19 protein-coding genes and 1 pseudogene are annotated in these 24,838 nt (G+C 65.6%); 10 read left to right on the forward strand and 10 right to left on the reverse strand.

What is annotated here, in order from left to right; all coding sequences use genetic code 11:
- Positions 1 to 40: 40 nt before the first annotated feature.
- A complete protein-coding gene (locus tag CA951_RS01320) occupies positions 41 to 1,396 on the reverse strand; it encodes an MFS transporter (protein WP_087555119.1) in 1,356 nt (451 codons plus the stop codon).
- Positions 1,397 to 1,765: 369 nt separating this feature from the next.
- Between CA951_RS01320 and CA951_RS43950 the strand changes: the two genes are divergently transcribed.
- A complete protein-coding gene (locus tag CA951_RS43950; protein ID WP_256973180.1) occupies positions 1,766 to 2,059 on the forward strand; it encodes a MarR family winged helix-turn-helix transcriptional regulator in 294 nt (97 codons plus the stop codon).
- A gap of 34 nt (positions 2,060 to 2,093) precedes the next feature.
- Complete coding sequence (locus CA951_RS01330; protein ID WP_087555120.1) at positions 2,094 to 2,789, forward strand: type 1 glutamine amidotransferase domain-containing protein; 696 nt, start codon at positions 2,094 to 2,096, stop codon at positions 2,787 to 2,789.
- 66 nt (positions 2,790 to 2,855) lie between these two features.
- Here the strand turns inward: CA951_RS01330 and CA951_RS01335 are convergent, their stop codons facing one another.
- Together CA951_RS01335 and CA951_RS01340 are read right to left on the reverse strand one after the other, a co-directional pair.
- On the reverse strand, positions 2,856 to 3,524 hold the full coding sequence (locus CA951_RS01335; RefSeq protein WP_256973181.1) for a type 1 glutamine amidotransferase domain-containing protein: 669 nt from the start codon (positions 3,522 to 3,524) through the stop codon (positions 2,856 to 2,858).
- A gap of 96 nt (positions 3,525 to 3,620) precedes the next feature.
- Positions 3,621 to 4,306 (reverse strand): annotated as a pseudogene (locus CA951_RS01340) (GMC oxidoreductase).
- 489 nt (positions 4,307 to 4,795) lie between these two features.
- On the opposite strand from CA951_RS01340, the gene CA951_RS01345 reads away from it, so the two are divergent.
- A complete protein-coding gene (locus CA951_RS01345; RefSeq protein ID WP_087555122.1) occupies positions 4,796 to 6,046 on the forward strand; it encodes a CdaR family transcriptional regulator in 1,251 nt (416 codons plus the stop codon).
- A gap of 113 nt (positions 6,047 to 6,159) precedes the next feature.
- On the opposite strand, the gene CA951_RS01350 is transcribed toward CA951_RS01345, so the two are convergent.
- The gene (locus tag CA951_RS01350; protein ID WP_087555123.1) at positions 6,160 to 6,729 is read right to left on the reverse strand and encodes a TetR/AcrR family transcriptional regulator; all 570 of its coding nucleotides are present in this window, start codon (positions 6,727 to 6,729) and stop codon (positions 6,160 to 6,162) included.
- Positions 6,730 to 6,820: 91 nt separating this feature from the next.
- Here CA951_RS01350 and CA951_RS01355 point away from each other — a divergent pair, with 91 nt between their 5' ends.
- The 4 genes from CA951_RS01355 (at position 6,821) to CA951_RS01370 (ending at position 15,103) form a co-directional block, all read left to right on the forward strand.
- On the forward strand, positions 6,821 to 8,038 hold the full coding sequence (locus tag CA951_RS01355) for an MFS transporter (protein ID WP_087555124.1): 1,218 nt from the start codon (positions 6,821 to 6,823) through the stop codon (positions 8,036 to 8,038).
- A gap of 499 nt (positions 8,039 to 8,537) precedes the next feature.
- A complete protein-coding gene (locus CA951_RS01360) occupies positions 8,538 to 9,185 on the forward strand; it encodes a HemK2/MTQ2 family protein methyltransferase (RefSeq protein WP_087555125.1) in 648 nt (215 codons plus the stop codon).
- Positions 9,186 to 9,237: 52 nt separating this feature from the next.
- Positions 9,238 to 13,647: a non-ribosomal peptide synthetase gene (locus tag CA951_RS01365; protein WP_087555126.1), complete on the forward strand. Its 4,410-nt coding sequence runs from the start codon at positions 9,238 to 9,240 to the stop codon at positions 13,645 to 13,647.
- A gap of 37 nt (positions 13,648 to 13,684) precedes the next feature.
- The gene (locus tag CA951_RS01370; protein ID WP_087555329.1) at positions 13,685 to 15,103 is read left to right on the forward strand and encodes an ATP-binding protein; all 1,419 of its coding nucleotides are present in this window, start codon (positions 13,685 to 13,687) and stop codon (positions 15,101 to 15,103) included.
- On the opposite strand, the gene CA951_RS01375 is transcribed toward CA951_RS01370, so the two are convergent.
- The 5 genes from CA951_RS01375 to CA951_RS45005 all read right to left on the reverse strand — a co-directional run bounded on the left by CA951_RS01375 (position 15,079) and on the right by CA951_RS45005 (position 21,068).
- The gene (locus CA951_RS01375; RefSeq protein ID WP_087555328.1) at positions 15,079 to 15,753 is read right to left on the reverse strand and encodes a response regulator transcription factor; all 675 of its coding nucleotides are present in this window, start codon (positions 15,751 to 15,753) and stop codon (positions 15,079 to 15,081) included. The genes CA951_RS01370 and CA951_RS01375 overlap by 25 nt on opposite strands.
- 99 nt (positions 15,754 to 15,852) lie before the next feature.
- Positions 15,853 to 16,389, reverse strand: a complete 537-nt coding sequence (locus CA951_RS01380; protein WP_087555127.1) for a hypothetical protein — start codon at positions 16,387 to 16,389, stop codon at positions 15,853 to 15,855.
- 10 nt (positions 16,390 to 16,399) lie between these two features.
- Positions 16,400 to 16,777 carry a hypothetical protein gene (locus tag CA951_RS01385; protein ID WP_087555330.1) on the reverse strand — a complete coding sequence of 126 codons (378 nt, stop codon included), beginning with the start codon at positions 16,775 to 16,777 and terminating at the stop codon, positions 16,400 to 16,402.
- Positions 16,778 to 17,125: 348 nt separating this feature from the next.
- Entirely contained in the window at positions 17,126 to 20,569 is a 3,444-nt protein-coding gene (locus CA951_RS01395; protein ID WP_087555331.1) for a serine/threonine-protein kinase, read from the reverse strand.
- 301 nt (positions 20,570 to 20,870) lie between these two features.
- The gene (locus CA951_RS45005; RefSeq protein WP_373413368.1) at positions 20,871 to 21,068 is read right to left on the reverse strand and encodes a DUF3237 family protein; all 198 of its coding nucleotides are present in this window, start codon (positions 21,066 to 21,068) and stop codon (positions 20,871 to 20,873) included.
- Positions 21,069 to 21,077: 9 nt separating this feature from the next.
- Here CA951_RS45005 and CA951_RS43955 point away from each other — a divergent pair, with 9 nt between their 5' ends.
- A complete protein-coding gene (locus CA951_RS43955) occupies positions 21,078 to 21,224 on the forward strand; it encodes a hypothetical protein (RefSeq protein ID WP_256973182.1) in 147 nt (48 codons plus the stop codon).
- A 246-nt stretch (positions 21,225 to 21,470) separates the two neighbouring features.
- Here the strand turns inward: CA951_RS43955 and CA951_RS42600 are convergent, their stop codons facing one another.
- Positions 21,471 to 21,986 carry a hypothetical protein gene (locus tag CA951_RS42600; protein WP_143542959.1) on the reverse strand — a complete coding sequence of 172 codons (516 nt, stop codon included), beginning with the start codon at positions 21,984 to 21,986 and terminating at the stop codon, positions 21,471 to 21,473.
- A 989-nt stretch (positions 21,987 to 22,975) separates the two neighbouring features.
- Here CA951_RS42600 and CA951_RS01415 point away from each other — a divergent pair.
- Positions 22,976 to 23,446: an Ig-like domain-containing protein gene (locus tag CA951_RS01415; RefSeq protein ID WP_087555131.1), complete on the forward strand. Its 471-nt coding sequence runs from the start codon at positions 22,976 to 22,978 to the stop codon at positions 23,444 to 23,446.
- A 716-nt stretch (positions 23,447 to 24,162) separates the two neighbouring features.
- On the forward strand, positions 24,163 to 24,798 hold the full coding sequence (locus tag CA951_RS01420) for a TetR/AcrR family transcriptional regulator (protein WP_087555132.1): 636 nt from the start codon (positions 24,163 to 24,165) through the stop codon (positions 24,796 to 24,798).
- The last annotated feature ends 40 nt before the right edge of the window (positions 24,799 to 24,838 follow it).

The raw sequence follows: 24,838 nt of genomic DNA on the forward strand, positions 1-24,838 counted from the left end.
TGGCCTACGCGGGGCGAGCCGAATCCAGACCGGTCTGTCGTCACCGAGAGAGCCGGCGGGTGGCCGGCGACTCGCCGGTGGCGTCACACCGAGCTTTGCGACCGCGATGGATCAGTCCGACGCTGACGAGCGCCACCAACGCGAGGAGTACGACGTACACGGCGAATCTCCACGCGTTGCCGCGTTCTCCGTCGATCAAGGCCACCATGACGATGGGTGTGAGGCCTCCGATGACCGTGGCGATCTGGTATCCCAACGATGCACCTGAGTACCGCACGTGCGGGGGAAACATTTCCGCGAAGAGCGCGGCCTGTGGGCCGTAGCAGACGCTGATCAAGGCCGAGGCGACGACGACGGACACCCAGATCGGCGCAGTGTTCTGCGGGGTCGCTTGGCTGAAGATCCACCACATCGGCACGGACCACAGTCCGATCGCCACGACCCCGATCGTGTAGACACGAAGTCTGCCGAAGATGTCCGAGGCGAGCGCAGCCACCGGCATGAGAACGACCTGCACACCGGCGCCGACGAGGATGGGTAGCAGGACCTGGGGTGTCGCAATCTCGAGCACCACGTTCGCGTACTGCAGAGACGAGATGATCGTGGCGTAGAAGACGGCGTTCACCACGATGAACGTGCCTGCCGCTTGCAGGATCGTGGCGAAGTTGTTCCTCACAACTTGGAGCACGGGTGAGGTGGACTTCGCTGCGGATGCGAGGGACGTCTCGGCGGCGCGGAATGCCGGAGTTTCCTCGAGGTATCGGTGAATGTAGAGCCCGACTCCGAGCATCACGATGCTGATCCAGAACGGGATCCGCCACGCCCACGTCAGGAAGGCGTCTTCGCCGACAGTCCCGTTCAACACCAGGAAGACCAGATTTCCGGTGAGCACGCCGATCGGCACCCCGATCTGCGCGAAGCTCCCGTAGAAGCCGCGGCGCTTCTCGGGGGCGTACTCGGTGGCGAGGAGCATCGCTCCTCCCCATTGGGCGCCGAGAGACAGTCCTTGCGCGACTCTGAGGACGATCAGGAACGTCGGTGCAAGCCAGAGCAGTTGGGTGTCCGGGGTGAATCCGATGAGAAACGTCGCGACGGCCATCAGGACTATCGCTGTGATCAACACCGGTTTCCGGCCGACCTTGTCGCCGAAGTGTCCGGCAATAACACCACCGAATGGCCGGGCAGCGAACGCGACGGCGAAAGTTGCGAAGGAATTGACTGCGGACATGACCGGGTCGCCGGTATCGAAGAACGTTTTGTTGAAGACGAGCGCGGCAGCGGTGCCGTAGATGAAGAAGTCGTACCACTCGAGCGACGAGGCGAGCGCGGCAGCGACCGAGGCCTTCCGGGCTTGTGCGCGGAGGTTGGGTGGGGCGGCAGTGGCGGTGAAAGTCATTGCCCTACTGTGACGGTCCTCTCACCTGGTGGCGAGATGCGGCGGCGAAGATTGTGAGCATCCACGGGACAATTTGGGGGTGCGTCACAGGTCGGATGGCGCCCTCATTCTCACTTGTGTGGACGCACAGACGAGTTTGTCACTAATCCACTGGTGACGCAGAAGGCCTGTTCCTACAGTTCGTTTCATGGTCAATTCATCGGGGCAACCGCAGAATCTGCCGGGTAGTGCCGCGGACGTCGACTGCGATCTGGGTTGGTCGGTCAGCACAGTTCAGCGCCACTTCAGCGGTCTCGTGGCACCGGCTGTTGCCGATCTACCCCATGGCACACGGGGCTACCCTCGCTCCACACCGTGCTGCGCAAGGAATTGCCTACCCAGGTCGGTCTTGCCGATTACCTCGGAATCGATCGCACCGTCATCACCTATGTGATCGATGCCCTGGTAGATGCCGGTCTCGTCGAGCGAGTACAGGATCCGGCGGACCGTCGTGCCCGCAAGATCGTCCCGGCGGACCTCGGAGCCGCTCACCATGCCGCCCTCGAACGCGATGTGCGCGTCGCCGAAGAGGCGGTTCTCCGCGTACTCGCCGTGGACGAGCGAGTTGTATTCCGTTCGCTACTCGGCAGAGTTGCCCGTGGTTCCCGCGACGACCTGACCTGACAACACTCAACTCACGACACGAATAGGACAGCACATGACAACTCGTTCGAAGGTTCTCGTCATCGTCACCAGCACCGGCGAGTACGAGAAGGTGGGTTACCGAACCGGTCTGTGGCTCGGGGAACTCACGCATTTCTGGGATGTGGCCGAGGAGGCCGGGCTGGAACTGACGATCGCCAGCATTGCGGGCGGACGCGTTCCCATCGACCCGGAGAGTCTGTCCCACGATTTCCTCGACGATCTCGGAACCGGAAACCGGTATGCGGATCGCGATTTCATGAATCTTCTCGACAAGACCGTGTCGGTGGCCGAGGTGGATGCGGCGGACTTCGACGCGATCTACCTGACCGGCGGACACGGTGTGATGTTCGACTTCCCGCAGAGCCGGACACTCGCCGAACTGATCGCACAGTTCTACGAGGCGGGGAAGATCGTGTCCGCGGTGTGCCACGGTCCGACCGGGTTGCTCAATGTCAAGATCGGCGACGACGAATACCTCGTGAAGGACCGCTCGGTGACGGGATTCACGTGGAAGGAGGAGGAACTTGCACAGCGGGGCGACGCGGTGCCGTTCAGTCTGGAAGACGAACTGCGCAGCCGCGGAGCTCGGTTCACCCTCGCACCGAACCCCTTCGACCCGTTCGTCGTCGAGGACGGCCGACTGATCACCGGGCAGAATCCGAGCAGTGCCCGCAAGGTGGGCGAGGCCGTCATCCGGCAACTCGGCTGAGTGAGGCTGCCGGCCGGGAGTCCGGCGCGGCTCCCGGCCGGCGGGCCGCTGATGCGTGGGCAGATGTCAGATTGGCTGCAGCGCCTTCACGACCGCTTCAGCGACTGCGCGGGCACTCCCGGGGTTCTGGCCTGTGATCAGGCGACCGTCTTCGACGACATAGGTTTCGAAGGGTTTGGCGGCCATGCTGTAGTGGGCACCCAACTTCTTCAGCTCGTCTTCCAATCGGAAGGGGACCGCGTCGGCTCGCTGCGCCGCCTCTTCTTCCGGCCATGAGAAGCCGGTGACGTTCTTCCCCTTGACGAGCGGGTCCCCGTTCCCGAGTGGCACATTGAGTAGACCGGCTGGGCCGTGGCAGACGGCGGACACGATGCGGCCGGTGTCGTAGAACGTGGCCGTCACGGCGCCCAATGCATCACCCCGGAAGTCGAACATGACACCGTGCCCACCGGTGAAGTAGATGGCGGCGTAGTCCTCGACATCGATGTCGGTGACCTTCTTCGTATCGTCGAGCAGATTCATGAATTCGCGGTCGCGGTACCGTTTGTCTGTTCCGAGTTCGTCAAGGACGTCGTGGGCGAGGCTTTCGGGGTCGATGGGGACGAATCCTCCTGCTGGGCTAACAATGTCCACCTGATAGCCGTGATCGGTGACGTAGTCGTAGAAATGCGTCAGTTCTCCCAGCCATAACCCGGTGCGGTAGCCGACCTTTTCGTATTGCCCTGCGTTGGTCACGATTACCAGGATTCGATTCGATTTTGACATGTTGTGCGCCTTCTCTCGCGGAGGTCAGAAATGATTGCGGTGGGTGTGGAGGGCCGTGCAACGCGGCTATCCGGAGTACTCGGCCAGAATGGTGTCGGATGCCTTCTCCGACACCATCCACACCGCCGCGGCGATGAAGAAGCCGGGGATTCGGGGAAATACCGATGCGTCGACAACGCGGAGTCCCTCGACACCGCGTACCGAAACCGTCCGTCCAGAACAGCCATGGGGTCGTCGTCGGCCCCGATCTTGCATGAGCAGGATGCGTGATGGCCCCACGCCTGTTGCCGAATGTAGTTGCCTATCTCCTCCCTTGTGCGGACGTTCGGACCGGGTAGAACCTCGTGTGTGACGAATCCGCGTAGTCGGGCGCTCAGGGTGCGTGCGAATTCGACACCGTCGACGACCGCGGCCAGGTCTTCGCCGCCGTCGTCGTCGGTTCCTTCGGCGAAATAGGTGAAACAGATGTCCGGCGGGTACAGAACGCCCGCGCGGTCGGGCGTATGTTTCGGATCTTCGGCCTGCGCGTGGTCGTCTCGATAGTGACGGACGAAGTAGTCCCAGCGCATGTCTTCGTCCTCCGATGCCTGGGCATGGAAGATCGGCGCCTCGTAGTAGACGCAGGAGTGGTCGTCACCAGCCTCGAGCAGGAGCACCCGATGTCCCGCGGCGGCGAGGTTGGCCGCGAGTGGGCCACCACCGGCACCCGACCCGACGATCACGAACTCGTATTCCGACTCGGTAGGACTCATGGATGCTCCCGTCGAATGATTCCACGGCGCGTGCCTCGTGCCACATTATTCGCCGCTCGGATCGCCCTGTCGCCGATTCTTGTCGCAGAGTTACCTCGACAGACCGGTGTAAACGGATGATTTGTGCGAGTTCGCGAACCATGACCCCCCGAGAATCGACAAGCATTCATGTGCAGTGGCACGAAGGACGCACCCCCGTCACGATAGGCAGACTGACCGGGCGGACACAGTGCCCGAATCACAGACTGCCCTGTGAACGATCGACAACGGCCGGGCATCGATGCGGGCCACTACCCGAGCCCAGCACCCTGAGCGCCGGCAGCGGTCCCGGCGCGGGTACGTTGACCGGCGCCAAGCCTCATGCGACCGGGTGCCGCCGTACCGGGCTAGCGTGTGAGGTATCCACAATTCCGAACGGCACACCGGTATGGCGGGTGGTGTCGTACCGGGACGCACATCGTTTTTTGCACTTCGTTAGGGGTGACGCCCGTGGTCGACCGACCGCACTCCGACGCACAGAACCTCACGCGCGAACTCGCACAGCACGTCCAGGACACCGTGCACGAGGTCGCCGCGCTCGCCGCGACCCGGATCTGCGAGCAGGTGCCGAGTTATCGGGACAATGCCGATCCCGGTTTGCGGGAGGACGTCGCCGCTCACTGCCGCGACGTCTTCGACACCTTCGCGCACAGCCTGGCGCAGGACCAATTCCCGTCGCGGGACGACTTCCGGATCACCGGAAACCACGCCCTGCGCCGGGTGACACAGTCGATTCCGCTCGCCGACTTCCTCCAGGCGTTCCGGATCAGCCAGTCGACTCTCTGGGAGAGCGTCCTCGACATCGCCCGGCAACACCCCGACCTTCAGGCCGCGGCGACCGACTCCGTCAAATTCATCATGGGCGTGATCGAAGCGGGCAGCACGATCGCCGCAGAAGGGTACCTGGAGGCGCAGCAGTTCCTGCTCGCGGACGCGGCCAGGGCGGCCCGGGACCTCGTCGACGACCTGCTTGCCGGCAAAACTCCCACCGTGGGTTCCCGGCAGGCGACGCTGCGGACCGCGGGCCTCGAACTCGGCTCGACGATCGTCGTCGCGTCCGGTCTCGCGGTCTCGGACGGAGGAAGCCGACAGGCAATCGTTCGTGCGTTGGGCGTTACGGGCGCAGACCGCACCCGCGGACTGATCGCTTTCCGGCACGGAGAATTCATCGGGATCTTTCCGACCGATGACGGCAGCAGCGACATGGTCACCCAGAGCCTGACTCATGCCTTCGACACCTTGCGCGCACAGCGCATCGAACTGACGATCGGCATCAGCACGGTGCACCGCGGTCTCGATGCCGTGCCTCGGGCCTACTGCGAAGCCGTCACCGCCCGCGAAGCGTTGGCCGATCGCCCGGGCGTCAAGCCGCTGAACGACCTGACGAGTTTCGAATACCTCATCACCAAACGCGACGACACCGCGCGCCGTCTCATCGATCCCGCGGTCCGGCGTTTCGTGGAAGACGACCTTGCTGCCGATCGCGTGTACATCGACACCCTGGAGGCCTACGCAAAGGCCAACCTTAACGCTAAGGCAGCAGCCGAGACACTGTATGTCCACGGCAACACCGCCTACTACCGACTGGACCGAATCGCGGAGCGGACCGGAAAGGATCTTCGACGCTTCGACGACGTCCTGGATCTCCTCGTCGCGGTCAAGTTACTCACCCCACGCGGTCCGTCCGGTCGCGAGTCCTGAACTCTCCGAGATAGTGCAGCTGCCGGTGCGTCGCCATCATGTGGGCGCGGTCTGTTGTCCGGGCACCAATTCGGTTGGTACTACACCACGAAATCGCCGACGGGACGTTCGCATCAGCCCGCTTCTGTGATCCGATCGAGTTCGGCGACGAGTGTTTCCGGAAATCCGGTGTCGCCGGTGTCGGGTTCGAAGGTGATGCGATAGATGATGGGGGCGACGAGGTGGTCCATGATCTGCCGCACGCTGGGAGTGACCTGTCCGCGCGCGTGCGCACGCTCGACGAGTCGCTCCGCTTCGTCTCGACGCGATGCCAGACAGTTGGTCTCGCCGTCGTCGGCGAGCACGGCGGAGGCCCGCAACAGTGACGCCTTCGTCGGGCGGGCGAGGTGCCCGTACAACTCCCGCGCCCACTCCCGCAAGTCGTCGCCGATGTTCCCGGTGTCGGGGAGCGGCCGGTCGGGGTCCAAGCGCAGTGTGGCGACCTCGGCCACGAGGCTTCCGACGTCCCCCCATCGTCGGTAGATGCTCGAGGGGCTCACGCCCGCGCGGGCAGCGACAGCCGGCACGGTGACCTTGTCCGCGCCGCTTTCCGCGATCAGATCCTCGACGGCGTCGCGTACCGCCGCGATGACCAGTGCGCTTCGGCCGCCGGTCCGGCGGGCGGGAACAGAATCGGACGACATGAAGTTACTTTAACGCACAGTAGTTTGCTTTAAGGGATGCGCGCGGTCTACCGTCACCCTTAATGCACATATCTTCGCTTTAAGGAGAGGGATGTCCACCTCCATCCACACGCGCAAGCGCACCGCACGAACAACCGGAATCCTCGCGCTGCCGCTGTTGAGCGTGGAACTACTCGCGTTCTTCTTCGCAGCGAGCGCTCCCTCGCCGCTGTTCGTCGTCTTCCAGAACCGCTGGTCCCTGGGCGCGTCCACCCTCACCATCATCTTCGCCGTGTACGCGATCGCGTTGCTGGTCGCATTGTTGACGGCCGGCGCCGTGTCCGACCACATCGGACGAAAACCAGTCGTCATCACCGGCATTCTCGTCCAGATCGGCGCCATGGCGATGTTCGTCGCGGCCGATGACGTCCACTGGATCGTCGCCGCGCGAATCGTGCAGGGACTCGCGACGGGCATCGTCACCGGCGCACTGACAGCGGCAATCGTCGAGGCGGCGCCGCCGGACAAGAAGCACATCGGAGTCATGCTGGGCAGCGTCTCGCCACTTGCCGGCCTCGCGCTCGGCGCTCTCAGTTCCGGGTTGATCCTTCAGTTCTCCGACACGCCGGTGCTGTCGACCTTCATCTCGCTCGCCGTGTTCTTCGCCGTCGCCGGCGTGCTGACCTTCTTCATCCCCGAATCGGCTACACCGCGCCCGGGCGCCCTCACCTCGCTCATCCCCAGAGTGTCGATTCCACCCGCCGCCCGCGCGGTCTTTCTCGCCAGCGTCCCGGCCATCATCAGCGTGTGGATGCTCGGAGGTCTCTACCTTTCCCTGGTCCCATCGACGATGACCGAGATTCTGCACATCCACACCGGGCTCGCCAGCGGGGTTGCCATCGCCGTCCTCAACGGAGTGGGCGCACTGACTCCCATCATTCTGCGCAAACGTGACAGCCGAACCACGACGCTCATCGGTGCCGGCGCGCTGACGGCGGGAGTGACAATCACAATGACCGCCATCGGCTTCGGCTCCGCCCCCGCGTTCTTCATCGGCACCGCAGTAGCAGGTGTCGGCTTCGGGTCCGCCTTCTCCGGCAGCATCCAACGCCTCAGCCCACTGGTGGCACCCCACCAGCGTGCCGAGTTGTTCGCGGCGTTGTATGTCGTCAGCTACCTGTCGTTCAGCATTCCGGCGATCATCGCCGGCCGCATGGTCGCGCCGTTCGGCCTGTTGCAGACCGAACTCGTCTACGGCGCCGTCCTTGTCGCCATGGCGCTTGTCGCTTTGATTACCGGTCTCATCGGCGGAAGAGACCGAGAAGAGTAGTTCATTCCATCCCCACGGCGAGGCGGCCGCCGCCGCAGGTCCCGGAGCCGAGTACATCACCCGGCCGGACCCAGGTGCCACGGGAACCTCCGAGCCAATGCGCCCATGACCTGCGAACGGGAAACGCAGCGACAGGCCAGCACAATCTTCGTGCGAACAACGTGGGCGGTGGACACCCTTACATCAGCTGAGGGCTGATGGACTGCTCCTGCCGTGCAACGTCGTCGTTCGCACCGGCTCCGCCGGCCGGTCTCGGTACTGATCGGATCCGTGGTGGCGGGGAGGGCCAGTTACCTGGTCTTTCAGTGTTCTTTCAGCTTGCGTGTGTGACGATCTGGCAAAGTGACCATCGACAACCGAACAGCAACTGCGGGATCGTCTCGCGCGCCATGCACTGCTCCCGTCCGACATGGCGATCAGAACTGTGACAGCAGAATTCGTCCGTGTGATCAGGGTTCGGTCGCCGCGCCGACAAGAGGCTGGGAAGAAGGGGGCGTTGATGATCATTCGTTTTCCGGGTGTCTATCGCCCCCAGCATGATTCGCAGATTCTCGTGGAATCGCTCGCCGTCGAGCGGGTGCATCCGGGTACGCGGGTTCTGGATCTGTGCGCGGGTTCCGGGGTCGTCAGTGTGTGGGCAACGCAGTCCGGTGTTCGCCATGTGACCGCGGTCGATATCTCGCGCCGAGCGTTGGTCAGTACCTGGCTCAACACGGCAGTTCGCGGGCACCGTGTGCGCGTTGTTCGGGGCGATCTGGTGTCCCGAGTACGTCATCGGCGATTCGACTTGATCGTAGCGAACCCACCGTATGTTCCTGCCGAGCACGACGAGCTGCCGGCAAGGGGTCGTGCGCGGTGCTGGGACGCCGGACATGAGGGGCGGGCGTTGTTGGACCGAATTTGTGCTGATGCCCCGGACCTACTCGAGAACGGGGGGCGGCTGGTGGTCGTGCAATCGACGCTGAGCGGGGTGGAGAAGACGCGAGCAATGCTGGGGGAACGCGGTTTACGCGTCGAGATAGCACGCCGCATGCGTGTCCCGTTCGGGCCGGTACTGCAGCAACGCCGAAGCCTTCTCGTTGCACGCGGTGTGATCTCGCCACAGCAGAGCACCGAGGAGCTCGTGGTCTTCCGGGCGGTCAAATGAGCACCCGGCAGATGTGGTCGGGCGTGCTCGCCGAGCGAGACCGAGGCGGCCGATGACACTCCCGGGTCCGCCCGACCGCGTGGTTCCCCTGACCGCGGCGCAGCGGGCGATCTGGTTCGCCCAGCAGCTGACTCCCGACGTGCCCTACGTCATCGCCCAATATGTGGACCTGAGTGGTCCCGTCCAGGTGGAGGCGCTGGTGCAGGCGCATGAGCGGGCGAGGGACGAACTCGCCGCGGAGGTCGTCCTGGTCGACGTCGACGGACTACCGCATCAATTCGCGGAACCTTCACCGGCTGGCCGGGTCCGGGTTCTGGACTTCAGCGCCGAGCACGACCCCGCCGAGTCCGCCCGCGCGTGGATGCGCCGGGACTGCACGGTCCCGCTCGAGATGGACGGGCAGTCGCTGATCTTCTCGTGCGTGCTGCGGGTCGATGACGACCGTGTGTTCTGGTATTCCCGTGCGCACCACATCGCATTGGACGGGTACGCGGCGATGCTGCTGATGCAGCGGACCGCCCAGTGGTACACCGCAGTACTCGACGGCGAGGAGCCGGGCCCGCACCGCGAGGTGGGGCCCGAGCAGGTCGAACGCGAGGATCGGGACTATCGATCGTCTCGTCGGTTCGATACCGATCGGGAACACTGGACCCGGGTCGCCCAAGATCTGCCACCCGCGGTCAGCCTCGCCGACCGGGCCGCCCTGCCAGGTCCGGGTGTCCGGGTCACCGGTCCGCCGCTGCGGGTTCCCTGCGCACCGGTACTCACGGGTCGGTCGGTGCTCGACCGCACCGCAGTCCTCGTGGCGGCGTTCGCCGCGTACCTGGCACGGATGCGAGACGTCGACGACGTCGTGGTGTCTCTTCCGGTGACGGCGCGGACCACCGGACTGTTGCGTGCTGCGGCGGGCTCGGTCTCGAATGTGGTGCCCCTGGCACTGCCGGGGATCGGGGCCACCACGGTGGAGGTGGCGATCGACGTCGCCCGGTCGGCGGTGATCGCGGCACTACGGCGTCAACGGTATCGGCGCGAGGACATCGGCCGCGACGGCGGCACGGTGACCGGCGAGCTCACCTCGTTCGGGCCGGTGCTGAATCTGATGCTGTTCGAACCGGACATCAGCCTCGGTTCGGTCACCGGTCGCGTACACGTTCTCACGACCGGTCCGACCGCGGATCTGGCGGTGAACATCTACCCGGGCAGCACGGAGTTGATGCCGCGGATCGACTTCGAAGGCAATCCCGCCCTCTACAGCGAGCGCGAACTGAGCACTCACCACCGCCGGTTCACCCAGTTTCTGCAGATGTTCGTGGCCGAGATCGGCCAGGGCTGCGCGGTGGCGGACCTCGAGATTTTCCTGCCCGGTGAACGCGAGGTCCTGACACCGGCGTGCGGCCCGGTCGACGTCGAACCGGCGACCCTCGCACAGTTGCTCACCACCTCTGTCGGTGACTGCGGTGACCATGTCGCGGTCCGTGACGGTGAGCGATCCTTTTCGTACCGGGACCTAGACCACCATGCGACCGCGTTGGCGGGCAGGCTGTTCGGCGCCGGCATCGGTCCGGAAGATCTCGTCGCGGTCGCCGTCCCGCGCTCGTACGAGTCGGTGGTCGCCGTGTGGGCGGTCGCGGCCACCGGCGCGGCTTCTGTGCCCATCGATCCGACGCATCCACGCGCACGCATTCAGTACATGCTCGACGACTGCGCGCCGGCAATCGGGCTGACCGCCGCCGGTACCGGCGACCTCCCGGACACCCTGCGATGGCTCACCGTGGACCTGGACATCCCCGCCTTCGCGCGTCCACGTATGGAGCGCCCGATGTACACGGGAAACCCCGCGTACGTGATCTACACGTCCGGGTCGACCGGTGCGCCCAAGGGCGTCGCCGTCACCCACCAGGGACTGGCCAATCTCGCGCAGGAGATCCGCGACAGCTACGCCCTGTCCGCCGCCTCCCGGATCCTGCATTTCGCCTCGCCGAGTTTCGACACAGCGGTGGTCGAAGTCCTCGCCGCGGCCCTGGCCGGCGCCACCCTGGTGGTGACCCCACCGGATGTCGTCGGCGGCCACGAACTGGCCGATCTCCTGCGCACCGAACGCGTCACCCATGTGCTGTCGACGCCGTCGGCCTTGGCGACGCTGGACCCCGCAGGTCTCGACGACGTCGAAGTGGTCCTGGTCGGCGGCGAGGCGTGCCCTCCGGAGTTGGTGACGCGCTGGGCGAGCGGGCGGACGATGCGCAACGCCTACGGGCCGACCGAAACCACGTGCAGTGTCACCCTCAGCTCCCCGATGGCACCGGATCGGCCGGTGACGATCGGGGCGCTGATGCGCGGCGTCGACGCGGTGGTGCTGGACCGGCGCCTGCGGCCGGTCCCGCCCGGGACGGTCGGCGAGCTGTACCTCGACACCCCCGGATTGGCCCGCGGGTACGTGCGCCGAGCCGGGATGACCGCCGGCCGGTTCGTCGCGAATCCGTTCGGGAAACCCGGCTCGCGCCTGTTCCGCACCGGCGATCTGGTCCGATGGACACCGGACATGACTCTCGAGTATCTCGGCCGCAGCGACGACCAGGTGAAGGTCCGCGGGTTCCGGATCGAACTCGGCGAGATCGACACCGCATTACGCGAGCATCCCGATGTGGAGTTCGCGACGACCGTGGTCCACGACAGGTCGGGGGATGCCCTGCTGGCCTCGTATGTGCTGTTGCGAGCGTCGTCGACGGTGACCCCGGCGAGTCTGCGGACGGCGGTGGCCCAGCTCCTGCCGGACTACATGGTGCCCGCCGTGATCACCGTCCTTGACGATGTGCCGCTGACACCGACGAAGAAACTCGACCGGGCGGCTCTGCCGACCCCGGATTTCGGCTCCGCCACCGCCTCGACGAGACCCGCACGCACACCGGAAGAACGGGCGGTGGCCAGGGTGCTCGCCCGGGTCCTGTCCACCGACGTGGTGGACGCGGAAGCGTCCTTCTTCGACCTCGGCGGCGATTCACTGTCCGCCACCCGGGCGGTCGCGGCGCTCAACACCGATTTCGGCGCCCGGCTCGGTGTGCGCGATCTGTTCGAGGTCCCCACCGTCGCCGCCCTCGCCCAGCGTCTCGCCGACGGACCCCCGGAGTCGAGTGCTCTCCCAACGCTGGAGGAGTTCGCAACACAGGCGCTGCCCGCGCGGATCCCGCTGGCCCCGGCCCAGCAGTTCCTCGACCGCACCGCCACCCGTCCCGCCCTGTACAACCTGCCCTTCACCGTCACGATCCGCGGCACCCTCGACATCGAGGCGCTGCGCCGCGCCACCACCGACGTCCTCGACCGGCACCACCCGCTGCGCACGATCTACCCCGATTCGGCCGACGGCCCCTCCCAGCAGCTCCTGGGCGTCGCCGACGCCGTCCCGGACCTCACGCCGACACACGTGAGCGCACCCGCCGCCTCGGCCCACATCCGCCCTCTGCTGCACCGTGGCTTCGACGTCCGCACCGAACCACCGCTGCGGGCCGCACTGCTGACCACCGGGCCCGAGGAGCACCTGCTCGCCTGCGTCATCCACCACATTGCCGCCGACGGATGGTCGCTGGCGGTCCTGGCCCGGGACCTGCTGACGGCGTACGCGGCCCGCGCGGCCGGCACGGCACCGAACTGGGCGCCGCTGCCGGTGCAGTACGCGCACTACAGCCTCTGGCGGCACGACCTGCTCGGCGACGACACCGACCCCGACAGCCTCGCGGCCCGTCAAATCGACTTCTGGACAGCAGAACTGGCAGGGCTATCCGGGGAACTGAAGCTGCCGGTGGACCGACCCCGCCCGGGGTGCTGGACGTACGCTGCCGGCCGCATCGGCTTCGAGGTCGACGAACACACGCACCGAGCACTGCTGACCATCGCCCACGCCCGGCACGCGACCCTGTTCACGGTGCTGCATTCCGCGCTGGCCCTGCTCCTCGCGCGCCTGTCCTCCCAAACCACGATCGTGATCGGCACACCGACGGCCGGCCGCAGCCACCCCGACCTCGACGACGTCGTCGGCATGTTCGTCAACACTCTCGTTCTGCGTTCGACGATCGACCCAACCACCACCCTTGCCGAGCTTCTCGACCAGTCGCGTACGACCGAGCTCAACGCGTTTGCGCACGCCGATGTCCAATTCGAGCGTCTCGTCGACGTGCTCGACCCGCCCCGGTCGGAGTCGCTGCACCCGTTCTTCCAGGTGGCGTTGTCCCTGAACAACTTCACCGCCGCCACACTCGACTGCGACGGCCTCGAATTCGCGATCGCACCGCAACCGCTCGACATCGCCAAATGCGATCTGCATTTCCATTTCACCGACCATCACAACGCAACTGGCGACCCGGCCGGCATCAGCGGCGAACTGGTGTACGCGGCCGATCTTTTCGACCACGACACCGTCGCCGGATTCCTCCCCGTGCTGCGCGCCATCCTCGCCGAAGGCATCGCATGACCTGCGGCACCGCACCGACGCCAGGGCAGCGGTGGCGGTGTCGGTCACACTGAACATCATGGACCGCCGCAGCCTGCACCCCGGAAACTGGAACGTGCGGGTGCGGTCCACCGCGGCCGCGGTCCTCGTCGTCACCCTGTGCCTGGCCCTCGCCGGCGGGGCACTCCTGCTCGTGCTCTACCGCACGCTCGAACACTCCGCCCGCGACGCCGCCGACTCACGAGCCCGCCAGATCATCGAGCAACTCCACACCCAGACACCCCAGGAACTCGACTCATCGCTGCTGGCCACCGACGGCCAAGTCGGGGCCATCCAAATCCTCGACCACCGGGGAAACGTAGTCGCAGCCTCGGCCGGCATTCCGACGTCACCCGTCCTCGCCTCCCCACTCCCACCCGGCGACACCGCCTATCTCGGAAACCTCCACTTCGGGCACGACCGCGACTACTGGGTGGCCGCCCATGGCACCACCGCCCCGAACGGTCCCGTCACCGTCGTCACCGGCGCCGACCGCGAACCGGTCGAAGGTGTCCTGGCCACCGTCGCGGTGCTCCTCGCGATCGGTGCCCCCATCGTCATCGGTTTCGTCGCGGTCGCCACCTACAGGCTGATCGGCGCGGCCCTGCGCCCCGTCGAGCGGATCCGGGCCCGGGTGTCGGCGATCTCGCCCGACCAACTCGACGAACGGGTGCCCGTGCCCGCGGCCCGGGACGAGATCGCCGATCTCGCCGTCACCATGAACAGCATGCTCGCGCGGCTCGAGACCGGGCACCTCGCCCAGCGGCGCTTCGTCAGCGACGCCTCCCACGAACTGCGCAGTCCGCTGGCCACCATCACCGCCGCGCTCGAACTCGCCCACACCCGCCCCGACCTGATCGACACCGCGCTGGTCGACGAGTCGTTGCTGCCCGAAGCCCGCCGGATGCACGCCTTGCTCGAAGATCTCCTCCTGCTCGCGCGCGCCGACGAACACTCCCTGTTCCAGAACCGTGTCGACGTCGATATCGACGATCTGATTCTCGCCGAACGCGCCCGACTCCGGGGTGTTCCTGGCGTCGTGGTCACTGCCACCGTCGAACCGGTGCGGGTGGCAGGCGATCCGCAGCAGCTGGCGCGACTGGTCCGCAACCTCGTCGACAACGCCGTCCGCCACGCCCATACCCGCATCACCCTCGGATGTCGACGGTGCGAGGGGAACGCCGTCGTGGAGGTCACCGACGACGGCCCGGGCATCGCCCCGGCGGACCGGGCCCGGATCTTCGAACGGTTCGTCCGGCTCGACACTCCCCGCACCCGCGCATCCGGTGGCTCGGGACTCGGCCTCGCTATTGCCGCGGAAATCGCCGCTGCCCATCACGGATCGATCGACATCGACGACCGGAAGGGTAGGGGTGCACACTTCGTGGTCACACTGCCGATCGTCGACGACCCCTATGCTTCCGACCGCATCGAATAACCGACACCCCGGACCGTGTCGATGCTCGTCGTGCCGAACGGCGCATCGATCTTCCGCCGAAGATAGCCGATGTAGACCTCCACGATGTTGTCGTCACCCTCGTAGTTGGAGTCCCAAACAGATTGCAGAATATCGTGTTTGGTGACGACCGCCCCGGAGTGGCGCATCAGGAACTCCAGCACGCTGTACTCGCGCGGAGTGAGCTGAAGGCGGGTGTCACCGCGGGTGACCCGCCGCATGGCCGGGTCCAACTCGAGCCCGGCGACACTCAAGACCGGCGGCCGCGGCGGCGCACCGCGCCGCACCAGCGCCCGCAACCGCGCCACCAGCACCACGAACGAGAACGGTTTGACCAGATAGTCGTCAGCACCGAGGTCGAAGGCGTCGGCGAGGTCGTATTCGCCGTCCTTGGCCGACAGCATCAGCACCGGCGTCCACACCTGCTGCCGGCGCATTTCCCGGACCACGTCGTACCCGTGTTTGCCGGGCAACATGATGTCGAGGACAACCACATCGAAACCGCCACCTGCCGCGGCCGCCAATCCAGCGACGCCATCGTGTTCGACCTGCACGGTAAATCCGTCGGCCGTCAGACCGCGGCGCACCGTCTCGGCCAGTCGTGTTTCGTCCTCGACCAGCAACACCCGCACCGCAACCTCCTCCACCACATCCTCGCAACCAGTGGACCAACGGTACGACTGACGGCGCGGCCGCCGCCCGTGACGCTCGTCAGTCGACCGCAGCCACTGTCACCTGATGTCTTCGTCTACCGCCGTGAACGTCGCGACGTTGCCCCGGGCTGCGGAGGGTGTCATTCCGGCAGTCGCCAAACCCAGCAGCACCCCCGCCAGCGCGAGCACCAGCGGAGCGGTCGCGGGGGTACCACCGACCGCCCCGGTCGACGCCAGCCAGAGATGTTCCCAGCCGGACAGCTGCGCCCAGTCGTATCGGTGGTTGAGGATCCCGGTCTCGAGATTCGCGCTCACATGCTCATACACGCCGAACAGAGCCGCGGGGATGGCGCAGAGCGCAACCAGTCGGGCCTGCGCGATGGCGATCCGTGAGCGGGTGAACACGACGATCAACACCGAGCAGACGAGCACACCCAGCACAATCCACGGCACGATCTGCTCGGTGCTCTTCCAGTGCCTCAACGAGGCCAGTTCGACCGCGACGAATACGCAGGACAGCGCGGACAGCGCGAGTAGTGCCGCCTGGAATCGCGCGACGAGCCGCGCATGACGCGCATCGCCGCGGTCCGGGGCAACCTCATCCTGCGTGGCCACCTCTCCGCTCCTATTGGGGGGCCAAAACGCTGAGAATGGTGTTCAGCGTCTGTTCGTCGATGCCGTATTTGCCCAATTCCTTCGTCAGGGTGTCGGAGATCGTGTCGGGACTGTAGGGGCCGTACTCTGTGACCTCTTTCGCCCACTTTCCCGCGTTGCTGACGCCGGCCGCCTCGAACGCCGCCTGGATCTGACTCTGGCTTGCCGTGTTCGGATCGACCTGAGCGACCTCCGCGGCACTGCCGCCCGGGGCCACGGTGGAGGATACGACCACCGACGTTGTCGGGCTCGCCGACTGCGCGGTGTCAGCGTCGTTGGAGCCGCACCCCGCGAGCAGGCCGGCGGCGAACAAGACCGGAATGCCGAACTGGACGATCCTTTTCGTCATGGTGATCAACCTACTTTCGCTGTCCGGCAGCAACCTGGCTGCCGGCTGGGAACAAGCTGGCAGGACGCACCGCAATCCGCGAGCACCACTCTCGAGAGTTGGGTGCTCGGTACTCGGTCGACATGATCGCCATCATGCGCGGTGGCAGCTGAAAGAGCGCTGAAAGTCGGCGGTGGCGTCCATACCCTCCACCGACTCGAAGAAGTCGGTACGCCAGCGCGGTGGCTTGTTACTGACGCTGAGGTGCACGCTTGTGTCGTCGCCAGCCGTGGCATGCACTGGGGGACTGTCGGCCAGATCCAGTTCAACCGTTATCCCGACAGTCCCGCACACTCTTCCGTAACCAACTCACTGGGCTGGGAGCGTCCGGGCAAGGAAGGTCTCCGGTATGGACGGCCATTCGGGCTGCCAGCGGCCGCGGCGTTGATCGTCGGCGATGTCGGTGAGGAGTCCGGTGACGGGTTCGCCGCCGTCGGCCACCAGGCGGGGCAGTCCGTATTCGGCGCAGTCGGCGGCAACGGGAACGAGGACCTGTTTCGCGTCCGTGACCCGTCCCGCGGCAGCGAGGCACCGGGCGAGCAGCATGCTGGCCTCGAGGAGGGCCCGCGGTCGCCGCGTTGTTTCAAGTGCCCGGACCACCGCTTCCGCACGCGCACAGGCTTGGTCGTCGGCGTGTGCGGTCAGGAGCAGCCGGATCTGGGAGTCTTCGTCGAGTTCGGTTGTCCGTGTGCCGAGGTCGGCGGGTCGGTGTTGTGCCGTCGATCGCTCGGTGCGAGTGCGGAATTCGGTGCCCGGTTCCAATCCGCAGCGAATCCGCTCGTTGTCGATCCGCGCGGCGAGTCGCGGCAGTGACAACTTCCGGGCGGTGTCGGCGCCCTCGTCCAACCGCTGCACAGCCGCGGGCATGTCCCCGTGCAAGGCCTTGATCCGGGCTCCGGTGCCGTAACTGGCGAGCATGAAATCGACGACTCCGCCCTCGGCGCCGAGTCGGTAACTGGCATCCAGCAGTTGCTCGGCCTCTTCGATCCTGCCCTGCTGATACAGCAGGTCACCGAGCAACGCACCGGACAGCTGTGCCGCATACGAGTGGACTCCGACCGAGGCAACGGCGAGGTCCCAGGCGGCCCGGAAGTGGCCCTCGGCGGCGGTGACGTCGAGAAGTTCGTTGTCGGCGATGCCGGCGAAACAGTACCCGATCATCCCGAAATGCGGGCCGCGGGTCTGCTCGTGATAGCGCCGCGCCCAGGCCTGCCGGCGACGGGCGGCGGCGAACTCGAAGCTGCAGATCTCTGCAAACGAGGTGACGTCGGCCGCGGCGGCGACGACGAAGGGCGGCAGGGTGTCCGGTCGTTCGAGGCATTCACGGACCTGGTCGACGGTCTCCTCGATGACGTCGGCGTGACACCGACCGACGTCCGCGATGACCGCTGCCTCCACCCGCAGATCGATCGCCTGCGCCTCGGTCACGGTGTGCTCGTCGAGGGCGGCCTCGACCCGCGCCAGGGCTACCTGCATCGGCTCGAGGCGATGCAGCAGGACGTTGGCCCATGCCACGATCAACTGGAGCCGGGCCCGGTTCTGTGCGAGCGAGGCGGGCAGTTTCGCGACCAGTGCGAGGACCGTGCCCATCTTCGAGCTTTCGATCAAGGGCATCGCGCGCGATTCGATCAGGTCCACGGCACGGTCGTCGTCGCCGGCGGCCAGTGCATGATCGACCGACTCACCGAGCGCGTTGTGGCCGGCGAACCAGTCCGACGCTTTCCGGTGCAACCGGACGAGCCGCTCGGGTGCGTCGCGCTCGAGCCGGCGTCGGAGAAACTCGGCGAACAGGTGGTGATAGCGGAACCAGTCCCCGTCGTCGTCGAGGCTGCGCAGGAACAGATCCCGCTCTACGACCTCCTCGAGCAGCGCCTGCCCGCGAGTCGTGTCGGCAAGGATCCCCGCGAGCTCGCCGCAGATTCGTTCCGGAACCGAAGTGGCCATCAGGAAGTCGAGCAGTTCGGGTTCGAGTGCATTCAGCACATTCTCGGCCAGGAACTCACCGATGGCATGATGTCGACCGGACAGGTGCGCGATCAATTCTCCTGCTCCGGATCTGCCGCGGAGCGACAGGGACGCGAGTTGAAGAGCGGCAACCCATCCGTCGGTGGATCGGGTCAGCGCCGCGAGCTCGGTGGCTTCCAGTGCTAGACCGTTCACGTCCACGAGAAATCGGGTGGATTCGTCGAGGTCGAACCGCAGGTCCGCGGCAGTGACCTCGACGAGTTCGTCGCGAACCTTCATTCGACCGAGCGGCAGTCCGGATCGCGTCCGGCTGGTGACGATGAGCTGGAGGTGGTGGCAGCCGTTGTCGAGCAGGTAGCCCAGGGCGGCGAGGGTCGCGGAATCGGTGACCCGGTGCCAGTCGTCGATCACCACCGCCACCGGCAGTCCCCGGTCGTGCACCTCGTCGACCAGTGAGGTCAGTACGTAGCGGTCCGCGTCGTCGCCGCGGTCCTCGAGCACCTGACCGAGATCGTGACCCAGAGTGGGCTGCACACGCCGGATCGCCTCGATCAGATGCGCGAGAAACCACACGAGGTTGTTGTCGTCGTTGTCGACGGAGAGCCACGCCACTACCGTGCCTCCCTCGACGAGCACCTCGCGCCACTGGGCCGCGAGGGTGGACTTGCCGTATCCGGCGGGTGCATGGATGAGCACCAGCCGACGCCGCCTCGCGGCCCGCAAGGCCTCGAGCAGCCGTGCCCGCGGCACCAGGGCCTTCGGTGCTGTGGGTGGCCGGAACTTCGTCGCCGGAGTCGGCGGCGCAAGCCGCGTCCGTTGCGTGCCGGCGAGAGGCTCGGCCGGCACGGACACCGATTTCGGCGAGCCCGCGTACACCTCTGCGGGACCGCGGAGCGTCGTGTCCTCGTCCGCACGCGCTCCCGCCCGGGTCCGAGCGTCGCGCAGCTCGTCCCCGAACTCCGCCGCCGTGCGTGGCCGCGCCGTGGGTTCTGCGGCCATGGCGTGTCCGATCACCGCCGTCACCGCATCGGGAACGGCCGAATCCCGCAAGTCCGGCACCGGCTCGCTGGTGATCCGCACGAAGTGGGCGACGAGCTGTTCGCCGCTGCGGCGTTCGAACGCCGCGTGCCCGGTCAACGCGCAGAACAAACTCGCGCCCAGGCTGTAGACGTCCGACGCGGGGGTGGGGCTCTGCCCGGCGAGGACCTCGGGGGCGGTGAACGCGGGCGAACCGGTGATCACACCGGTACCGGTCTCGAAGCCCCCCGGAATTCGGGCGATCCCGAAATCGGCCAACTGCGCGTCGCCGTATTCGGTCAGCAGGACGTTCGCCGGTTTCACGTCGCGGTGCACGACCCCGGCCCGGTGGGCCGCTTCGAGCGCCCCGGCCAACGCGATCCCCATATTCAACGTATCGGCCCAGTTCAGGGGGCCGGTGCGGCGGATCGTGGCATCGAGCGAGCCGTACCGGTGATACGGCATCACGAGGTACGGTCGGCCCGTCGGCGTGGTGCCCGCTTCCAGAACAGTGACGATGTGGGGGTGCCCGGACAGCCGGCCCATCGCCCGCTGCTCGCGCAGGAACCGCTCCAGATCCTCCGGGTCCGGGTCCGCGGCAAGTACCTTGACCGCGACCGTGCGGTCCAAATGCGGCTGACGGCATCGGTAGACGACGCCGAACCCACCGCGGCCGATCTCTTCGAGGTCGGTGAATCCGGCGGCCTCCAGCTCTGCCGTTACGTCCCCGGCGTCGTCACGCTGGGTGGCAAGCGGATCGAATTCGGCCATCGCACGCCCCATCCCGGTCGGCGCGACACCGGTGGCCGGCTCGAGTCATCCCGTCGCAGGCGGACAGTGATCCCAGACTATCCCCACACCGACACCAGGGGTACCGATCGCGGGTGGCGCTCCCGCCCGCCAGGAGGCGCGGAACCCGCCTACGCGTTTGCGCAGCCGGGGCGACAGCTCGATTTGCACCGAGGGGAATGACCCGATCGTCGCGCCCGTGCACGATCGCGGATTCAGATACACCGGTGCCGGCCGACAGCGAGTTGGTCTGCGCCCGCGGGTGGGTGTCGCTCGGCGAGTGTTACCCCACCAGATACACATCGCAGGCGACTCCGTGCGGATGGCGGACTGCGGAGCCGATTCCCAACCGGTGTTCGATTCCGCGAAGAGAGTCACTGTCTGCCTCGAATCGGAAGCCGAGTCGAAAGTAGTACTCGGCCGGGTCGACTACTTCGCCGGCACGCAACCTCGCAGAGGTGCTCGGGTCCGCGCAGCGCAATCCGAGCCCGTGGACAAGAAGGTGGGAGTCGTCCTCGGCTCGGACGGTGCACAGCCGGCAAAGCTGCCGTTCTTCCCACCGCCGGGACAGTTGGGCCAGCTGCCGTTCGTGCCGCCGCCCGGACTCTGGGACAAGCCGTGGAAATGCATTCGTTGACGAGCCACAACATCAACGGATGGTCGAGCCTCTACCCGCAAGCCGTCCGGTTTGACGTTGACCAAGACGGACCCCGGTGCCCGCTGAACGGCGCTTCGGCCCGTTCAGCCCCTCGACAGGGCTCGCGTGAGAGCTGATGGAGTCAATTGTTCGTGACCGTCAGCTACTCGTACCCGAGAGAGCGCGCGGATCTCCACGCGCAAATCGGGCGGACGTTGCTCCACAAGCTTGCAACCGGCAGTGACTTCAGTTACACCTGGAGAAAGCGTGGATTCTTCGGTCGGGTGTCACGGTCACATGATCGACTTCTCGCGTCGTGACCTGCGTTCCATCAGAGTATTGCGCGGTCGTAGTCCCGACGAAGGCCTGGGCTGCTGCACCCTGTGGCGACGTGGTGAAAATGCCGTGGCCTTCGGAAGTCGCAGTGACTCCGGGCAGCGAGGGGTCGAGCGGAATCCCGGTGATCGACTGCGTCAAGGTCGTTCGGACATGAAGACGGCCACCCGAGTTGGTGACGAGGTCATCGGTCACGGTGAGGGTATCGGTGAGGGTGTAGACCGGGCCCCCGTCGCATGTCACCGGTCCATCGAAAGTGAAGGTTTCGGTGAAAGTTTCGGTGCTGTGTTGTGCGGGATCAGCATGCGCGGTGCCCGTGACAGCAATAACCCCACAGAGCACGAAGGCGGTTGCTGCCGCCATACCCTGAACAGGGTGACGCGCGCGGTTGCCCAGTCGCGGAAGATGCCTGAATGCAGTGTTCATGTGGTCCACTCCTCTCGATGGTGCGCACCACGGACGACGTGAACACAGTTGATTTTCAACGGGTGTGGTGCGTCATGCTGAACATCGGCCGGCGTGTAGTGGCCGTTACCGAACTCGGCTTCCACGGTTCGTGGTCCACGGAAGTCTCACCCACCGGAACCGATCTCTTGGAACAGTCTCACCTAAGATCTCGGCAGTGTTGCGGGGACTTAGCCGCAGGGCGGGACTAATGGACGCGTTCTCGACGCTTTGTCGTGTCCGCGGTGACTCACAGCAGCGCAGGCGCGGTCACACTGGTCGAATGGGCATTACATGGTGTGACGATTTGTCGACTGCTCGCTGACTCGAGCAGCGAGACGAGGACTGGCGACGGCTGGCGGCTTGAGGGCCAGTCGCCTTCGGCAAGTACGCACGCATACGTTCGTATCCCAGACCCGGCCTATCCGGCACAAACGGAATGTGATGCCCAACGCGACCCGAAGGGGCTGTCAGACAACGAACAACTCGGGGTCGTTCTGACCGAACTCCCGAAGCCCTGAGTCACCCTCCAATCCAACGTTCCTCGACCGCCCGAGCCAGGGACGCATCCAACGCGTGTCCGATCTCCATCGCTTCTGGCTGCGGATCGAGACGGCGGCGACCGAGGAAGTGGAAACGGGCCCGAATTCCCGAATGGTTGGAGGGGTGTTCACCTCTAGCGAGTATTCGCAGGGAGGTGCCCATGGCGTTTCACGGAAACCAGAGAACCGACATCTATGCAACTGAACGAAAAACCAATTCTGTTGGACGAGTGATCAAAATGGAAAATGGACGACTGATCAAAATGTGTGCAAATTCCCGGGCGCCCGAACGGTCTGTGTTGGGGTATTGATGACGAATACCTGCCACGAGTAGCGTAATAATCAGCGGCCGGGCGGCCGTCGGGACTATCGGATGCGTGGTCGTCCGCTTCGCGTTTCACCTCAGGCGCGAATCAAAGGAGTGCGGCCATGATCACCTTCGCAAGTCCAACTGCCGGTCCGGGATCGGTAGGCCAGGGCATGCATGTTCGGCGTCGGCAGACGCGACGGCTCAGGACGCCAATGTTCGCACTCGGCGCCGCGGCCAGCGCGATGGTCCTGATGGCCACACCGGCCGAAGCGGTTGCTGTCGATACCGCGACGGCGGTGTCCGTGCAGGGTACCGTCGCGACCACCTGTCCGGTCACGCTGACCGCGAAGATTACGCCCGTAAACGCCGCTGGCACGGTGGAGTTCAAGGACGGTAATACGGTAATTGTTCCCGCAGCCGTCGTGACGAACGGCACCGCCACAGCCAACCACACCTTCAATGCGACAGGCGTGCACGTCATCGGCGCCAAATTCAAAGGAACAGGAGACTTCAAAGAGTCGACGGGCAGCACGAACGTCACCGTCGCGACGGGACTCAATCTGGGCTCGATCTGTCTTCCAATTGGTTGACCGACTCTGTTGCGAATCGTCGAATTTGTTGCCCGCGTGTCCAATTTCGCACCGTCTCGCCGGTGGTCGCCGTCTACCGAATCGGACGAACCTTTCGTCGACCGGACCGTCGAAAGCCCTTCCGGTGCAGTCGGATCCGGTGAGTGAGACGAACGAGTCGCTCGCTGCCGAGGCGGAGTGGCTCGGCTCCCACCTGGCGAGTCGAGCCGCCGCCGTCCAGGCCGTATTGCTGGTCAGCCAATTCCAATACCGCCTCCGAACGTGATACTCAACCACTTCAGGAACGCACCGAAGGCGACGGCGATGTCAACACCTGCAGAACCCATGAACCCTTCACTCCTCTTGCATTTTGTTATCGACGGGCACCGAACCCGCATACTCCTATATCGGCTGTGCGCGCCCCAAGCGTTTCATGGAATGCCATACAATTTTTCCCGCAAACTGAACGAAGCCCATTTCAATTGGACGTGTGATCAAAATAGAAAATTGGACGACTGATCAGAATGTTGAAAGATTTCGGTGATCGACTGGCGCAACAAAGTGAGCCCTGCCGGCAATGCACGACAGGGCGAGGGCCGGCGGTGACCGCGATCGGATTGGCGCAGGGTTGCGATACGGGCGCGGGTGATCGGTGCATCGCCTCTTCAGTCGTGGTCGCCGCTGATCATTGTGGGATAAGCCCCCGGCCCGAGCGTCCGAACATTTACGCTCGGCACATGGCGAAGAAGCTCCCCGCCGATGAGCGTCGCGCCCAACTTCTCGAGGCGGCGCTGGCAATCGCGGCCGAGCAGGGCGTCGACGCGCTGACCATGCGTCCACTCGCCGCCGCAGCGGGGACTTCCCTCGGGATCGTGCATTATCACTTCCACGACAAGGACACTCTCCTCACTCAGCTTGCCGAAACCCAGATCCTGCAGGTCAACGATGCGATGCAGCTGGCATTCGGGCACTACACCGAATCCGCCGGGCTGACAGGGACCCCTGCCCTCGAGGACCTGCTGCGCGCCGGAATGCGAGGACTGTGGCCGATCATCGAATCCACACCCAACCATCAGCTGCTGACCTATGAGATCACCGCCCACGCGCTCCGCCAACGCAGCGCCGGCAACGTGTTGGCCGGGGCGATTGCCGAGCGGCAGTACCGCACCATGGACGCAGAGGCCGTCGCGTTCCTGACGCTGTGCGCAAGGCGAGCGAACGTCACCTGGACCACTCCGGTCGATCAGGTTGCCCGGTTCGCGCTGACGTGCATGAACGGGGTGGTGCTGCGCTGGCTCGTCGACCGCGATAGCGACGCCGCTCTCAGCGATCTCGACGACATCGTGCAGATCCTCATCACCAAAGCCAGCTGACCCTCAGGCCGACGCGTACGACCCGGCCAGCCGCCGTCCC

The sequence above is a fragment of the Rhodococcus sp. NCIMB 12038 genome, assembly GCF_002165735.1.
In the GTDB taxonomy this organism is placed as follows: domain Bacteria; phylum Actinomycetota; class Actinomycetes; order Mycobacteriales; family Mycobacteriaceae; genus Rhodococcus_F.

Coding starts and splice junctions, on each gene's coding strand:
- CA951_RS01320 (WP_087555119.1), bottom strand. CDS start 1,396: ATGACTTTCACCGCCACTGCCGCCCCACCCAACCTCCGCGCACAAGCC.
- CA951_RS01330 (WP_087555120.1), top strand. CDS start 2,094: ATGACAACTCGTTCGAAGGTTCTCGTCATCGTCACCAGCACCGGCGAG.
- CA951_RS01350 (WP_087555123.1), bottom strand. CDS start 6,729: ATGTCGTCCGATTCTGTTCCCGCCCGCCGGACCGGCGGCCGAAGCGCA.
- CA951_RS01355 (WP_087555124.1), top strand. CDS start 6,821: ATGTCCACCTCCATCCACACGCGCAAGCGCACCGCACGAACAACCGGA.
- CA951_RS01360 (WP_087555125.1), top strand. CDS start 8,538: ATGATCATTCGTTTTCCGGGTGTCTATCGCCCCCAGCATGATTCGCAG.
- CA951_RS01365 (WP_087555126.1), top strand. CDS start 9,238: ATGACACTCCCGGGTCCGCCCGACCGCGTGGTTCCCCTGACCGCGGCG.
- CA951_RS01385 (WP_087555330.1), bottom strand. CDS start 16,777: ATGACGAAAAGGATCGTCCAGTTCGGCATTCCGGTCTTGTTCGCCGCC.
- CA951_RS01395 (WP_087555331.1), bottom strand. CDS start 20,569: ATGGCCGAATTCGATCCGCTTGCCACCCAGCGTGACGACGCCGGGGAC.
- CA951_RS42600 (WP_143542959.1), bottom strand. CDS start 21,986: ATGAACACTGCATTCAGGCATCTTCCGCGACTGGGCAACCGCGCGCGT.
- CA951_RS01415 (WP_087555131.1), top strand. CDS start 22,976: ATGATCACCTTCGCAAGTCCAACTGCCGGTCCGGGATCGGTAGGCCAG.
- CA951_RS01420 (WP_087555132.1), top strand. CDS start 24,163: ATGGCGAAGAAGCTCCCCGCCGATGAGCGTCGCGCCCAACTTCTCGAG.